Raw genomic sequence first — 12,412 nt, 5'->3', positions numbered from 1 at the left:
GGGAAACCCCTCCATTGGCAGGGAGGCAACCGATGGAAAAGGCATTGCCCTATTGGGTAGAGGAAAACCCGCTGTTAATCGGCATCCTGAATTTCATTCTGGATCGGCGGGACAGCCAGCTGGAACGGGGCAAGGAAGCCCGCATTAGTTTCAGGCTGGATTTGCGCGCTGGCAGTAAGCGCTGGTTGGAAGTTTTGGAGCCCCTCAGAGACCCCGACCAAGACGAGCAAGAGCTGTGGAATGAATTGCAGCACTTTGCCAGTGAGTATCAATGTTTTGCAGTAAAACCGAACCCTAAACGGCGACCGGGTGTTGCCGAGTGGCAGGGCGCTCAGCTGATCTTTCGGGACGCCAGTGAAGAGCAGCTGCGCCTGTGGCTCAATCGTCCATCCCCCAACTTGCGCAAGTCAGCCTGGATCAGTCTGCTGGAGCCTTATGCCGATCGCTTTGAGAATCCCGCGGCTTTTCCCGTAGAGGGTTTGGAGCTTCAAGCGGGGTTCGACTCTGCCGAGGAGATGGTCTCCTGCTGGGCCGCGATAAGTCGGGAATTGATTTTTGCCGAGCAAATCACCTGGCGGCAATTGGCCGCGCGCTGCTTTAAAGGGGATTCCAAATATCTTGATTTACCTAGTCGCCAGTCCCTGGTGCGTAACCTGTTTCCGGAGCTGAGCCGAAAAATTCGCGAGCGCCAGTTATTACTTCACGCCTACCTGCCGGAACAGTTTACGCAGGTGATTTTTATAGAGAACCAGGATACTTTTATCAGCCTGGCGGAATTGCAGCCCAGCTCCACGGCGCTGGTGTATAGCGAGGGCTATCAGGGGGGTACGGATCGGATTCGCAATTATGGTATTACTCGCTTTAGCACGATTAATTCGGCCACTACAGTTTCTCGGCAGCAATTTTCACAGTGGTGGTATGGCGATAATTTGGGTTCACTTCCCGTTTTCTTTTGGGGGGATCTGGATTATGAAGGGCTGCGTATAGCCGCCGCGCTGAAGAAAAGTTTTCCTGAGTTGCAGTGTTGGCGGCCCGGTTATGATTTGTTACTCAACTCTCTGCACGCCGGCAAAGCCCATTCTCCCGACTTGGCGGAAAAGCTCGGGCAAAAACCCATCGAAATGATCGGCTGCCAATATGCGGATGATTATTTGATCCCAGCTATCTCGGCCAATAATTGTTTTGTGGATCAGGAGGCCGTCAAAACAGAGGCTTTGCTGGAGACTCTTCCTTAACGCTGGGCCTTTTGTCGCTATCAGATAAATTCTTCTTCCTCTTAACTCTGTGCTGGCTGTTGCAATCGTTTCAGTCAGCCTTAAAGCTTGTTTTTTATGCGCGAGATCTCGGAAGATACAGAAAATATACGGTAAAAATGCCCTTTAAAAATAACAAGGGAAGTTTCTGGAGATCTCTATGCGTCAGTTTTCCATTTTGGTCATTTTTGCTTTGGCCTTCGGCGGCGCCGCTGTTTTATATGAGAAGGAAAGCCGTAAAGTTAAAGGCGTACTGACTCAGATTACCGAACTGCAGGCGCAGATGGGAGATTTGCAGGCAGAGGTCAATCGGCTCAACAGCGAGTTGGAAGCGGTTAAGCTGGCCGAGCGCCGACGACCAACGCTAAGCACTATGGCCAGCCGTATCCGCCGAGAGTCCAGCACCTCCATGCCGCCCAAGCCCGTCGTGGAAAAGCGATTCGAGCAAAAACGCTCCGCTTTAATTGCCTCCGATGTCACCAAGGCTCCCCCGGCTATCCAATCGGGGGAGGAGCAGGGTGGCCGCGAGAGTGATGAGTGGTCACGTCCCACGATGGATGCAGACCAATATCAACGGGAGTCCTCAAAAGAGGAGGTGCTGGACCCCTACCAGTAATTTTCAATCACCGGTTGATTCCTGCTGTAAAGCCCGCAAAATACCTGCCTCTTGGCACACAATGCGCCAGGTATTTCGCGGGTTTGCTGTGTCTGGCAAACGCGTTTTATAGCCACTGATTGTGAGGGGGCGATCCGGCCATGTCGTTAAATAAATTCTACTTATCGCTCAATAGTCAACTCGAAGGTCTGCTATCCGCCGAGAGGGATTGGCTGGCCAATACTGCCAATGCCAGCGCTCTGTTGTTTATGGAGTTGGAGGATATCAATTGGGCGGGCTTCTACTTTTTGCATGATGATGAGCTGCGTCTGGGGCCTTTTCAGGGCAAGCCCGCCTGTACACGTATTCCCGTAGGTGCCGGAGTTTGCGGTACGGCGGTATCCAGCGGAGAATCTCAACTGGTAGAGGATGTGCACCTGTTTCCAGGCCATATCGCCTGCGATGCGGTTTCTGCTTCTGAAGTGGTCATTCCACTTTACGATAATAACGGCCGCTGCCTTGGGGTGCTCGATATCGATAGCCCGACCGTTGCCCGTTTCACCGCAGAAGATCTGGCTGGCTTACAGGGCTTTGCCCAAGTACTGCTGAAATCTTCAGACCTGCCACAAAGCTAATGGCACTACTGTGGCAGAAGCAGGTGGGAGACACCTGTTATGAGGTGCGCAACCACGGCGCCAGCGTACGTTTGTACAGCAACGGGGTTTTCCATTCCCAGTGGAATCCTCGCGATCCCCTTAAGGGCTCCCTGTGGGAGCTGCTTCTGCTGCCGGCCTTCTTTCTGCCAGAGAAGCGTCTGAACTCTGTATTGTTATTAGGTGTTGGGGGCGGTGCCTTGATCCGCTTGTTACAGGCTTACACCTCGGCGAAACGTATTGTTGGGGTGGACCTGGACCCGGTTCACCTACAGGTGGCCCGCCGCTTCTTCGGAGTTAAGGATGTAGAGCTGGTACATGCCGATGCCAAAGAGTATGTGGCAGATTACCTGCAAAACCCCTCTGCTGAGCCGTTTGATCTGGTAATCGATGACTTATTTGGTCATTTTCAGGGGGTGGCACAGCGCGCCGTGCCCGCAAGTCAAGAGTGGTGCGCCAACTTGATGCGCCTATTGCATCGGGATGGGGTTTTAGTGAGTAACTTTGGCGATCTTCAGGAGCTCCGAGACAGTGCCTGGCGTCAAAAGGCTTTGCGCAGCCGTCTGCGTGGCGCCTGGATGGCCTACATGCCCCAATACGAAAATCATATTCTGGCGGTGAGCAGGAACACGCTTTCACTGGCGGAGCTGAAGAAGCGCGTTCCAGCCAAAATCAATCCCGGTAGTCCCAGTTGTCGCCTGTATGCTCATCATCGACTTCTGCGTTGAGTTATCTGTCTGGAGCGCCCTGGCGGCTCGATAGGCAAAGAGAAAACTGCCACTGTCGTTTTTTTGTTGGGTGTTGTTGGCGCCCTTTCTCACTGCCTGTCTATACTGACATTAGCGACTTATTACTCCAGGGCTCGTTAATGCGGTACAAAACAGTTGAGGAAGTTATTCAGGAAGGAAGGGATTTTCATGCCAAATTGGCGCTGCAATACGAAGAGTATGAGCAGCTTGCCACCAACAAGCGGGTTGAGCTGCTCCTAGATCAGCTTCGACGACGGGAAGACTCCATGAAGCATTCACTGGAGAACTTCCACGCCGATTTGCCGCCAGGTGCCTTGCACACCTGGGTGCAATTTGCCCCGGAAGGGCGCGAGAAGGAGTTTCTGCAGCGCCTGCGCAGTATCGATATAGATAATCTAGATGACATTGCCAAACTGGCTATGGATATTGAGATTTATCTGGCTGACCAATACCGGGATCTGGCCCAGGGGGCGGAGACTCCCTCGGCGCGTGAAGCCTTCGAGCGCTTGCGACAATTGGAAGAGCTGGAGGAGCACACCCTCTCGATGAACCTGTTTAATTTGCGCGACTACTAATCCTTACGACTCAGCTGGTCCGCAAATTTGATTTTTGTCTCCTGGCGACTGCTCGCCTAATTTAGATAAACGCTGGCAAACTGCGCCCTAAGGGCGCAGCCGGTATACACAGAAGCCTTTTTCTTTGTTGATCAACTGCACCTCAGAAAAGTAACGCGGCCCCTTCTTGAGCAGCGGAATAAACTCATTCACCACAAAGAGTGCCGTACCGGTTATTTTCAATAACCGTGCGCTTTGTTGCAGAAAGCGATCGGTGAGATCGCCCTCCACCTGGAACCCCTGATGGAAGGGCGGGTTGCACAGCACCAGGTCCGCAGCACCGCTTTCCAGCTCTGCCCCGGCATCGGAGGGCAGCACTACGCCCTTGATACCCTGAGTTTGAAAATTTTTCTTACAGGCGAGTAGGGCAGCGGCATTATTGTCGATAGCGGTAAAGTGGAAGCTCCCCAATGACGCTAGTCGGGCACTGAGATAACCGTAGCCACAGCCGAGATCGATGACTTGAGCGCCCTCCTTGGGAAGCTCGGTGGTGAGCTGTTGGGCCAGCAGGGCGCTGCCCTTATCAATCTTATTCCAGCCAAACAGGCCGGGCTTGCTATAAAGACCCCCAAGCTCCGGCAGGCTGCGTAGCTGCGGGTAATCCTCCTCACCGATAGGTGTTCCACCTTGGGGATGCTCCACCAGGTTAACACTGCAATAATCGTTGCCGTACTTTTGCAGATGCTTACTGCCATCCAGGCGCTCGGCAACTTTAGCCGCATAGCTTTTAATGCCGCTCTGCTTTTCCCCTAACAACACCAGTTCACCGCCCTCACCGAGAAACAGTGGGGCCTGGTTGATGATATGGTGAACGACGGTTTTTTCCTTGGAGACCGAATAAACAATGCGGCGGTAGCGGCGATCCAGCTCTTCAAGATGAAAGTCGTTATAGAAGCTGCGCCCAACCTTACCCTGGGCCAGTTCGGCAATATCCCAGCGGTTGGTAAGGAGGTCACCTTCGAAGTGAAGGCCCGGCTGGAGTAAAGGCTTGCTGTTTTCATCGGCGATCCACAGGGTTTCACTCGGGACCTGTGAGATTTCCTGGAGGAGAAGCGAGGACATAGTCTTTATTGTACCGAAGCGATTTCTTCAGAAGTTAACAGCCGGTATTCGCCTTCCTGGAGCTCTTCATCCAGGAAGATATCGCCGATTCTCTCCCGGTGCAGTTCGATTACCCGGTTGCCCAGGGCGGCAAACATACGCTTGACCTGGTGGTAACGGCCCTCACCGATGGTTATGCGCACTTCGTTAGCGTAGAGAATCTCAAGCTTGGCCGGCTTGGTTCTTTTCTTTTCATTGTTGAGCCAGATGCCTTTGGCAAACTTTGCCACCGCATCTTCCTCAATTTTCTCAGCCAGAAGAGCGTAATAGGTTTTCTCACAGTGGTGGTTCGGCGAGGTCACTTTATGTGACCACTGGCCATCATCGGTGAGTAGTACCAGCCCGGTGGTATCGATATCCAGGCGCCCGGCGATATGTAGCTTGGCTTTGTTGGGCTCGTCAATCAGGTCCAGCACCGTAGGGTGTTCGCCATCTTTGGTCGCGCTTACATAGCCCAGGGGTTTGTTTAACATAATGTAGCGTGGCCCCGGCTCGTGCAGGGGCTCTCCGTCCAGGTACAGTGCATCGCTGGCCTGTACCTTGGCGGCCGGATCGGTGACTACCTCGCCGTTTACGCTGATACGCTCCGCCTTGGCGGCGCGCTTCACATCGGAACGAGAGAGGTCCGTCACCTGGCTGACCGCCTTATCCAACCGTATAGAACTAGCCAATCTTGCGTTCACCGGAATCGACAGATTGGTAGATCAGGGTATTGATGGTCATTGGGCCAACACCGCCGGGCACCGGGGTGTAGGCGGCAACGCGCTCAGTTAGCGGACCCAGTTCGATATCGCCCACACCGCCTGGGTGGTAGCCGGCATCGACAACCACTGCGCCATCTTTAATCCACTCGGCCTTAATAAACTCAGGTTTGCCCACGGCGCCCACTACGATATCGGCGCGGCGGATATGTTCGGCCAGATCTTGAGTGCGGGAGTGGCAGATAGTTACGGTGGCGTTGGCGTTCAACAACATGGCAGCCATCGGCTTACCCAGGATAGGGCTGCGGCCCACAACTACGGCGTGCTTGCCTTCCATTTCGATATTGTAGGCCTCCAGTAGACGCATAATGCCTTTGGGGGTTGCGCAGCCATAGGCTTCTTCACCCATTGCCATACGGCCAAAACCCAGGCAGGTCACGCCATCTACATCTTTCTCCAGGCTAATCGCGTCGAAACAGGCACGCTCATCGATCTGTGCCGGCACCGGGTGCTGAAGTAGGATACCGTGGACGTTGGGGTTGGCGTTGAGCGCCTCAATCTTGGCGAGTAACTCTTCAGTGGTGGTGGAGGAGGGCAGTTCCACCTGCATGGAATCCATGCCGATACGGCGGCAAGCATTGCCCTTCATCTTTACATAGGTAGCTGAAGCGGGGTCATCACCCACCAGGATGGTCGCCAGGATTGGCGTTTGCCCACCGCTCTTCTCTTTTAGTAGGGCTACCCGAGCCGAGAGTTCTTCTTCAGTTTTCTGTGCCAGGGCCTTGCCGTCCAGAACCAGTGCAGACATAGATGCTATCTCTAACAATAAAAAATCGATGGCTAATAGACCGGAGTCTGCTTCAGCACCTACTGTATATAGAAGGGCGGAAGCAGGCGATTTTTAAAAACGCTTACTTTTTATCCGGTCGGATTTGCGAAGTGCGCCATTTTCGCACAGGTTGGAAATAATTTCGCCACTTCTGGGCCCAGATAGGCAAAAGGATAAACTTCTTTAAAAATAATAGCTTAGAAGCGTTGACATGGGCCGGGGGTATCATTACTATGCACGCACTTCGCAGCTACAGCGACTTACACAACCACCTACGGGGCGGTTAACAGGGTCAAAGAGATGCGAATGATTGGAAAAACGGGGCATAGCGCAGTCTGGTAGCGCGCCTGCTTTGGGAGCAGGATGTCGGGGGTTCGAATCCCTCTGCCCCGACCAATTTTCCGGGTTCACCTTGCGCCCGTAGCTCAGCTGGATAGAGCATCCGCCTTCTAAGCGGATGGTCGCAGGTTCGAGTCCTGCCGGGCGTGCCATCTTCACAAGATGGTGCTGGTTTGGCAAAAAGGACTTAGTCTGAAGCCAGATTGGCTGCAAGAGATATCCGGCAATCAGTACTGCCACAAGGTGCTGAAGTATATCACTTTTATGGTGGCCGTAGCTCAGTTGGTAGAGCACAGGATTGTGGCTCCTGAGGTCGCGGGTTCGATCCCCGTCGGCCACCCCAGATTCTTCCTTGTTTTTCAAGGACTTAAAACCTCGCCTAGTGCGGGGTTTTTTCGTTTTTGGCCTCAGTGTGGTAATTTGGTGTGGTAATTTTGGCCTCAATCTATGTTGAGGTTTTAAAAGCGGGCTAGGAGAGGGATATGGATTTCAAGGAGTTGGAAGAGTTAATATCTTTGGTGCCAGAGCCGCCTGATTTAACGAAAAAAATGGCAGAAATCTCAGCGCCAGAAGAGAGGGGCCCCGAATTCATAGCAGTTGCTTTGGTGCATCTGATGGCTTTTAAGGGGGAGATTGAAGGTTATATCTTCACTCTAGATGGGTTGAAATTAAGGAGTGGGCAGGATTGGGATAAAACTGCAGGAGAACCAAAAAAGCAGTTCCTCGCATCATTTTTGCCGCAAGTCCAAGCATCAGTTGATGCTTTTACAGTCATGAACACTTTAAAGCTGCAAAGGCAGAGCATTAAAGTTGCATCTGAGGGGGTCGCGGCAGCAAAAGAGAGCTCTGAAGCTGCTAATACAAGTCTCAAAATTGCACGGAGGGGCACAATTCTGACAAGAATTGGGGTCGGAGTAGCGGCGATATCAGCAGTAATCTCAAGCGGTGCGCTTTTATGGCAAATTTATAATCAAGGGAAATCAATCGATGTACAGCTCGCTTCGCCGGTAAGCCTTCAAGCTGTCACCCTCACTTCAGAGTCTATCAAGAGCTTAGGTGATGCAATTGTCAAAGCTGAGCTGGAGAGGGGGAATGGTAAACCTGTGTCAGTTATTCTTGATTCTTCCGTGCAGCTGAAACCTATCACTCTTTCTCCGGAATCAATAGATGGGTTGAGTATGGCTGTGGCGGCTGAACTTGAGCGTAGGAAGTCGGCGATAGCGTCAAAAGATCAGACAGAGGCAGGGCAAAAGGCAAACTAAATTATTTGCCTTTTTTTGGGCGCTTCCGGTCTAGGCTGACAACTTTATCTGCTGCTCGATTATATCGCTCCGCCATAGAGCGGGTTTTGTGTCCGGTAAATTTCTGCACGTCACCGTCAAAATCACTGGCGGCTTTAATTTTCAAATCATGAAACCGAAAACGCTCCTTAATAACTCCCGCTTCCAAGGCGGCTCGCTGTTCTCTTAGCCAAGTAGCATTAAAGCCCATGCGGGTGAAAGGTCGCCCGGTGCGGCTGCGAATAATATGAGCTGTTTGAATTTGTGTATCAACATTGCTTGCGAGTGCGCGATCCACAGCTTCCCTTAGTGCTGGGCTCCAGAGTTTTATCTGTGCTTTTCCGGTCTTGCTTTGAATTACAAGCAGACCATCTTCTTTCATATCTGTTCGCGTAAGTGCCAATACATCCTGCTGTCGGGCTGCACACAGATAGTTGATCTCCATAGCGCACTGGTGCATGATGTGGCCGCGTTCACCAAGCCATTGCCAAAAGGCTTCATACTCCCAGTCTTCCAAATAGCGACCGCCAGCTTTTTCCTTGAGTGCTTTAACTACCGCTGTAGGGTCTTCAATTTTTACAAACCCTCTTGCCTTACCCCATTTCATCACAATGCCTAGAAAGGTTTTTTCTCGGTTTGCTGCGGTAGGGTGTTCTGCCCCGCGGGCATCCAAAAACATCTGTACCAGTGGTGAAGTGATTGAATCAGGTGTCATCTCTCCAAACACTGTCAATATACGTTGGCTGTAGCGGTAGTAGTCTTTTTGAGTTTGTGGCTTGATGTGCTTGGTGTACTGAGGTGATGCGAAGTACAACTCAATTAGGTCTTTAAGAGTGAATTCTTTCTCGACTAGGCCCGCAAGGTAGCGTTCATATGCCGTCCAAACTTCTGCTTTGCTGGCATCTTGTTTAGCTAAGTGCTTAGTTGGGTAGCCCCTGCGGTTTACTCGAAAGCCATTCTTGTACCGCTCAACATGTGGTGGCATCCATGCATTTTCGGGGTTACGCCTTCTGCCCATCAGCTTGCTGCTCCAAGGTTAAAGCCTGGGGGTAGATTAACACCAGCTAAGTCGGGTTTTGAGGCCCCTCGGGCTAGAATGGCTTGATTAACCATTTCCCAAGTGAGAGCGGGGGATCGATCCTTTTTCAGCACATAGGGAATCCGATTGGCATCGAGAATACGCTTTTGCTCCTCGGCATTCTCGGCGCCAGCGCCCGTTAGGCGGGCTATCTCATGCTTGGTTAGCAAGTTACCCATCGCACATCCCTCGCGTTGTTGTCTTCTACCTAAAAAGCCCGCGTTTGGCGGGCTGAGAGCGCTATCTTTAGTTGAGTTCAGGCGTACTGCGGTTCTGTCTTGGGTTTTGACTCTGGGTGAGGGCAGTCTTTGGGTTTCTCTTCGATGATTTTCTTATCGACTATGCGATAAATTTTTGCCTTGTCGGTTTTCTTATCGAATATCTGTGCCCAGTCGGTAAACAGGTCATTTTGAGCAATGCGCTGCACTTCTTCGAAGGCCTCTTCTTTGGTGGCGTAGGAGCGTTTGAAATCTTTGATACCGCCCATCAATAGGTTGTAGGAGCCAGTAAGCAGTGCGTATCTTTTCATTAGATTTTCCCATTTTTAAAAATGGGCTCCATACTGGCAGCCCAAGGATGGTTACCTCTGACTGAATGCGCCAGGGCGCGGCTAAATTTCTAGCTGGCTTGGGAGATGGAACTCTTTTCGATCAGATCCCGAATCCACACCATACCTTTCGATGTCACCTTGGTATTGATATACGGCACCTTCACCGGGCCACGGTTATATTCGGCATTCTCTGCAACCAGCAGTCCCTGCTGAACGGCGGCCTTTGTTGGTGAGTTGCGCATAGGTTCGCGGCTATGCAAAAGGTCGCTATTTCGTAGAACCTTTAACAGGTTGTTTCTGCCCATTTCTAAAGTTCGGGCGGCCTGGGTGATGGTGAAGAGTTTTTCCTTTTTCACGCTGCCTCCTGGTCCTTCAAATTTTGTTCTGATGGTTGGCCCTGGATGGCTTCGGAGAGTGCGGCGATTTGCTCTTGCATGCCGTTTATTTGTAACTGCTGAGTTTCTACCGTGGCCATTAGGTCTTGAGTGATTTTTAGTAGTTGGGAGAATTCATTCATGGTCCGCCCCTACTATTTTTTTGAACTTCCGCTCCCTGCCAATTGCCGGCTCCCAGTATTTGCAAAGCTGACAACTCCAGCCGCGCAATAACAGCTTCCCGTTGAATACTGGCCCTGCGGGTTTTCCGCAAAGGGCGCAATGTATCCGTGGCAGCTGCTGCGGTTTGTTCATGCTGCACCTTTCCTCTGGGTTTCAAGGTGAGACCACTCGACACAAAGGGTGCGAAATTTTTTATCGCCCTGTGCGATTACGTTTTGGGGTTCCTTGCCTTGATAGCGAAGTGTCATCACGTTGAGAGCGTGCTGATAGTTCTCCCCATCAAGTAGCGATAACTCGGCAACGGGAACCGTAAAATCGTTGCTGTTCCAAGCCGAAAGCAACACCTGTGCGGCAATTGCGCTAGCACCGGAGTATCCGTTGGCTACAGTGAGCAGCGTTTCCACACTCTGGGTTGGGCTGAAAGTATTCATGCTGCATCACCTCCAAAAGGTGGCCAGTCGTTTTGGTGCACTGGCCGTGCAAAAGTGGGTTTTGGCTGCACTAAACGGATGTGCGTTTTGTGATCCGCGTTGGCGATATCGGTGCGCTGCTTGAGGCGATCTACGTCGCTTTTGCTCGTAGCCGTTGGAAGTACAAACACGGTGGCGGTCATGCGAGTCCCTCCCGATTGTTGCGGATGCGAATGGTTCGAACTGTGGGGCGGCGCTGGAAGCGGGTGCGTAATTGGTCTTGAGCATCAGCGCCCATACCGCTGAGTACGCAGGCGAGCAGGGCGAATTGAATCAATCCGTGCTTTACCGCCTTGGCCACGGCTTCAGTACTGTTGCGGGCATGCAACTTGTAAAAGCATTCCGCCAGCAAGTTGGTGACATTCGCTACAGAGCACCGCATAGCTTCGGCGGTCTCTTTGTTGGTGAGGCCACGGGAACGATATGTAAGCGCTTCAGCTTCGCGTGGCGCCAATGGCCTTAGATTCCTGGCTGTGTGCATTTTGATGCCCTGTCCTTGGTTAATAATTGCAGTAGCCGAAAGTAAATTGTCTGGTCAATAGTCGTAAGTTAATTTCTTAAAAGGTTTTCACCTTGATATGCTCAGGGAGCGCTTATCACGGAGGATAAGAATGAAAAAAATAAGACATGCAGTAGTAGGAGTTCTGCTAGCGACTGGCCTTGGTGGCTGTACTGCAACGAACCAGACGCCAGTGTTTATCAGTGAGTACTTTGCTTTAGAGCACCTTTCAACAAAACAAGAGGTATTGAGTAAGGCGAGGCAAGCTTTGTTGAGGGATGGGTTTCAGATTTTGTCCTCTGATTTAGAGGCGGGTTATATCTCTACAACCCTAAAAAACTGGAAACTTACGCCTGAGCAGGCCAATTGTGGTGCTAACGAGGGCAGAGATTATTTAGAGGATAATTACACCAAGACAGAAGTTGCCTTTAATGTGGTTGTTGATGATAGGGATGTGATTGTTCGTTCAAACATTCAGGGCGAATACTTACCGGAGAAGCCGGCACAAGATCTCACTTTGAACTGTGTTTCTCGGGGTGTTATTGAAGTTGAGATGGTCAAAAAAATTCTGTTGTGACTCTCAGCATTCAGAAAGGCCCGCTAATGCGGGCTTTTTTTTTGTCCTACTTAGGGGTGTAGGAGCCAATAATTACGCCACAAAAGGATATAATTTTGCCTGTAACTTCCATCGGAGAGTAGGTTGGGTTGATGGGGCGTAGATAAATATGGCCCATGTCTTCTGCATAGCTTTTGAAGATGACCTCACCATTTATTTTGGCGATAACTCGGCAGCCATTGGTCAGAGGTTTGTCGGGGTCGACAAAAATGATTGTCCCTTCTGGATAAGAGCGCTGGCCTGGGTAAAGGCTAGTCATGCTATCACCATTCACTCGTAATGCGTAAGAGCGGCCTGAGTGAGTACCGGGGCAGGGCAGCGAAGCTTCGGCTTCCCCGGGCTCTAATAGATCTACTGCGCTACATGGAAATTTATACAGGAGGTGGGTGGTGAGCTTTGAAGCTGCGGCATGGGCCATTAAACGCAGGACCAGAACACCAACAGCAAAGCTGGTTTTAATTGCTTTGGCCGATTGCCATAACAGTGATGCCTGGGCAATGCCTACCTGGCCGACGTTGCGCAATGTAC

Annotated in this window: 18 protein-coding genes and 3 tRNA genes; 10 read left to right on the top strand and 11 right to left on the bottom strand. The window is 51.5% G+C overall.

Features of this window, described 5'->3' with window-relative positions; all coding sequences use genetic code 11:
* The first annotated feature begins 32 nt into the window (after positions 1–32).
* The 5 genes from ACJJIC_RS15980 (at position 33) to ACJJIC_RS15960 (ending at position 3,825) form a co-directional block, all read left to right on the top strand.
* Positions 33–1,235: a Wadjet anti-phage system protein JetD domain-containing protein gene (locus ACJJIC_RS15980; protein WP_445357386.1), complete on the top strand. Its 1,203-nt coding sequence runs from the start codon at positions 33–35 to the stop codon at positions 1,233–1,235.
* Between the two features lie 178 nt (positions 1,236–1,413).
* Positions 1,414–1,869, top strand: a complete 456-nt coding sequence (locus tag ACJJIC_RS15975) for a hypothetical protein (RefSeq protein ID WP_252082092.1) — start codon at positions 1,414–1,416, stop codon at positions 1,867–1,869.
* Between the two features lie 140 nt (positions 1,870–2,009).
* Positions 2,010–2,483: a free L-methionine (R)-S-oxide reductase MsrC gene (gene msrC / locus ACJJIC_RS15970; protein WP_444909294.1), complete on the top strand. Its 474-nt coding sequence runs from the start codon at positions 2,010–2,012 to the stop codon at positions 2,481–2,483.
* Complete coding sequence (locus ACJJIC_RS15965; RefSeq protein ID WP_445357385.1) at positions 2,483–3,229, top strand: methyltransferase domain-containing protein; 747 nt, start codon at positions 2,483–2,485, stop codon at positions 3,227–3,229. Before msrC ends, ACJJIC_RS15965 begins: the two co-directional genes overlap by 1 nt.
* Positions 3,230–3,369: 140 nt before the next feature.
* Positions 3,370–3,825, top strand: coding sequence for a hypothetical protein (locus tag ACJJIC_RS15960; RefSeq protein ID WP_152453116.1), 456 nt, complete (start codon positions 3,370–3,372; stop codon positions 3,823–3,825).
* 87 nt (positions 3,826–3,912) lie between these two features.
* On the opposite strand, the gene ACJJIC_RS15955 is transcribed toward ACJJIC_RS15960, so the two are convergent.
* From ACJJIC_RS15955 to folD, 3 genes are read right to left on the bottom strand one after another with little or no spacing between them, the layout of a single operon-like run.
* A complete protein-coding gene (locus tag ACJJIC_RS15955) occupies positions 3,913–4,926 on the bottom strand; it encodes a class I SAM-dependent methyltransferase (protein WP_445357384.1) in 1,014 nt (337 codons plus the stop codon).
* Between the two features lie 5 nt (positions 4,927–4,931).
* Positions 4,932–5,636 (bottom strand): 16S rRNA pseudouridine(516) synthase RsuA, encoded by a 705-nt coding sequence (rsuA, locus tag ACJJIC_RS15950; protein WP_445357383.1) that lies wholly within the window; start codon positions 5,634–5,636, stop codon positions 4,932–4,934.
* Positions 5,629–6,474: a bifunctional methylenetetrahydrofolate dehydrogenase/methenyltetrahydrofolate cyclohydrolase FolD gene (folD, locus tag ACJJIC_RS15945; protein WP_444884485.1), complete on the bottom strand. Its 846-nt coding sequence runs from the start codon at positions 6,472–6,474 to the stop codon at positions 5,629–5,631. Before folD ends, rsuA begins: the two co-directional genes overlap by 8 nt.
* A 340-nt stretch (positions 6,475–6,814) precedes the next feature.
* Here folD and ACJJIC_RS15940 point away from each other — a divergent pair.
* From ACJJIC_RS15940 to ACJJIC_RS15925, 4 genes are all read left to right on the top strand, one after another.
* A tRNA-Pro gene (locus tag ACJJIC_RS15940) sits at positions 6,815–6,891 on the top strand.
* An 18-nt stretch (positions 6,892–6,909) separates the two neighbouring features.
* Positions 6,910–6,986: transfer RNA gene (locus ACJJIC_RS15935), tRNA-Arg, on the top strand.
* Between the two features lie 115 nt (positions 6,987–7,101).
* Positions 7,102–7,177, top strand: a tRNA-His gene (locus ACJJIC_RS15930).
* Between the two features lie 139 nt (positions 7,178–7,316).
* Positions 7,317–8,096 carry a hypothetical protein gene (locus tag ACJJIC_RS15925; RefSeq protein ID WP_444884486.1) on the top strand — a complete coding sequence of 260 codons (780 nt, stop codon included), beginning with the start codon at positions 7,317–7,319 and terminating at the stop codon, positions 8,094–8,096.
* 1 nt (position 8,097) lies between these two features.
* Here ACJJIC_RS15925 and ACJJIC_RS15920 read toward each other — a convergent pair whose 3' ends face one another.
* The 7 genes from ACJJIC_RS15920 to ACJJIC_RS15890 form a co-directional block, all read right to left on the bottom strand.
* Positions 8,098–9,132: a tyrosine-type recombinase/integrase gene (locus tag ACJJIC_RS15920; protein WP_445357382.1), complete on the bottom strand. Its 1,035-nt coding sequence runs from the start codon at positions 9,130–9,132 to the stop codon at positions 8,098–8,100.
* The gene (locus ACJJIC_RS15915) at positions 9,132–9,371 is read right to left on the bottom strand and encodes a DUF4224 domain-containing protein (RefSeq protein WP_252082084.1); all 240 of its coding nucleotides are present in this window, start codon (positions 9,369–9,371) and stop codon (positions 9,132–9,134) included. Before ACJJIC_RS15915 ends, ACJJIC_RS15920 begins: the two co-directional genes overlap by 1 nt.
* Before the next feature lie 77 nt (positions 9,372–9,448).
* A complete protein-coding gene (locus ACJJIC_RS15910; protein ID WP_444884488.1) occupies positions 9,449–9,721 on the bottom strand; it encodes a hypothetical protein in 273 nt (90 codons plus the stop codon).
* 89 nt (positions 9,722–9,810) lie between these two features.
* A complete protein-coding gene (locus tag ACJJIC_RS15905; RefSeq protein ID WP_444884489.1) occupies positions 9,811–10,098 on the bottom strand; it encodes a phage antirepressor KilAC domain-containing protein in 288 nt (95 codons plus the stop codon).
* A complete protein-coding gene (locus ACJJIC_RS15900) occupies positions 10,095–10,259 on the bottom strand; it encodes a hypothetical protein (protein ID WP_444884490.1) in 165 nt (54 codons plus the stop codon). Before ACJJIC_RS15900 ends, ACJJIC_RS15905 begins: the two co-directional genes overlap by 4 nt.
* A gap of 168 nt (positions 10,260–10,427) precedes the next feature.
* On the bottom strand, positions 10,428–10,730 hold the full coding sequence (locus tag ACJJIC_RS15895; protein ID WP_444900484.1) for a DUF7673 family protein: 303 nt from the start codon (positions 10,728–10,730) through the stop codon (positions 10,428–10,430).
* 178 nt (positions 10,731–10,908) lie between these two features.
* Positions 10,909–11,250: a response regulator transcription factor gene (locus tag ACJJIC_RS15890; RefSeq protein ID WP_445357380.1), complete on the bottom strand. Its 342-nt coding sequence runs from the start codon at positions 11,248–11,250 to the stop codon at positions 10,909–10,911.
* 130 nt (positions 11,251–11,380) lie between these two features.
* Between ACJJIC_RS15890 and ACJJIC_RS15885 the strand changes: the two genes are divergently transcribed.
* Complete coding sequence (locus tag ACJJIC_RS15885; protein ID WP_444909305.1) at positions 11,381–11,845, top strand: hypothetical protein; 465 nt, start codon at positions 11,381–11,383, stop codon at positions 11,843–11,845.
* 46 nt (positions 11,846–11,891) lie between these two features.
* Here the strand turns inward: ACJJIC_RS15885 and ACJJIC_RS15880 are convergent, their stop codons facing one another.
* Entirely contained in the window at positions 11,892–12,407 is a 516-nt protein-coding gene (locus ACJJIC_RS15880; protein WP_444909306.1) for a LexA family protein, read from the bottom strand.
* Positions 12,408–12,412 lie beyond the last annotated feature (5 nt).

Source organism: Microbulbifer mixtoriginis (SeqCode), assembly GCF_052468275.1.
Note: the sequence above shows the minus strand (reverse complement) of the source record. Positions and strands in the feature narration are given on the sequence as shown.

Excerpts from the sequence above, each read along its gene's own strand:
- ACJJIC_RS15980 (WP_445357386.1), top strand. The coding sequence starts at position 33 with ATGGAAAAGGCATTGCCCTATTGGGTAGAGGAAAACCCGCTGTTAATC.
- ACJJIC_RS15975 (WP_252082092.1), top strand. The coding sequence starts at position 1,414 with ATGCGTCAGTTTTCCATTTTGGTCATTTTTGCTTTGGCCTTCGGCGGC.
- msrC (WP_444909294.1), top strand. The coding sequence starts at position 2,010 with ATGTCGTTAAATAAATTCTACTTATCGCTCAATAGTCAACTCGAAGGT.
- ACJJIC_RS15965 (WP_445357385.1), top strand. The coding sequence starts at position 2,483 with ATGGCACTACTGTGGCAGAAGCAGGTGGGAGACACCTGTTATGAGGTG.
- ACJJIC_RS15960 (WP_152453116.1), top strand. The coding sequence starts at position 3,370 with ATGCGGTACAAAACAGTTGAGGAAGTTATTCAGGAAGGAAGGGATTTT.
- ACJJIC_RS15955 (WP_445357384.1), bottom strand. The coding sequence starts at position 4,926 with ATGTCCTCGCTTCTCCTCCAGGAAATCTCACAGGTCCCGAGTGAAACC.
- folD (WP_444884485.1), bottom strand. The coding sequence starts at position 6,474 with ATGTCTGCACTGGTTCTGGACGGCAAGGCCCTGGCACAGAAAACTGAA.
- ACJJIC_RS15925 (WP_444884486.1), top strand. The coding sequence starts at position 7,317 with ATGGATTTCAAGGAGTTGGAAGAGTTAATATCTTTGGTGCCAGAGCCG.
- ACJJIC_RS15920 (WP_445357382.1), bottom strand. The coding sequence starts at position 9,132 with ATGGGCAGAAGGCGTAACCCCGAAAATGCATGGATGCCACCACATGTT.
- ACJJIC_RS15915 (WP_252082084.1), bottom strand. The coding sequence starts at position 9,371 with ATGGGTAACTTGCTAACCAAGCATGAGATAGCCCGCCTAACGGGCGCT.
- ACJJIC_RS15910 (WP_444884488.1), bottom strand. The coding sequence starts at position 9,721 with ATGAAAAGATACGCACTGCTTACTGGCTCCTACAACCTATTGATGGGC.
- ACJJIC_RS15900 (WP_444884490.1), bottom strand. The coding sequence starts at position 10,259 with ATGAATGAATTCTCCCAACTACTAAAAATCACTCAAGACCTAATGGCC.
- ACJJIC_RS15895 (WP_444900484.1), bottom strand. The coding sequence starts at position 10,730 with ATGAATACTTTCAGCCCAACCCAGAGTGTGGAAACGCTGCTCACTGTA.
- ACJJIC_RS15890 (WP_445357380.1), bottom strand. The coding sequence starts at position 11,250 with ATGCACACAGCCAGGAATCTAAGGCCATTGGCGCCACGCGAAGCTGAA.
- ACJJIC_RS15885 (WP_444909305.1), top strand. The coding sequence starts at position 11,381 with ATGAAAAAAATAAGACATGCAGTAGTAGGAGTTCTGCTAGCGACTGGC.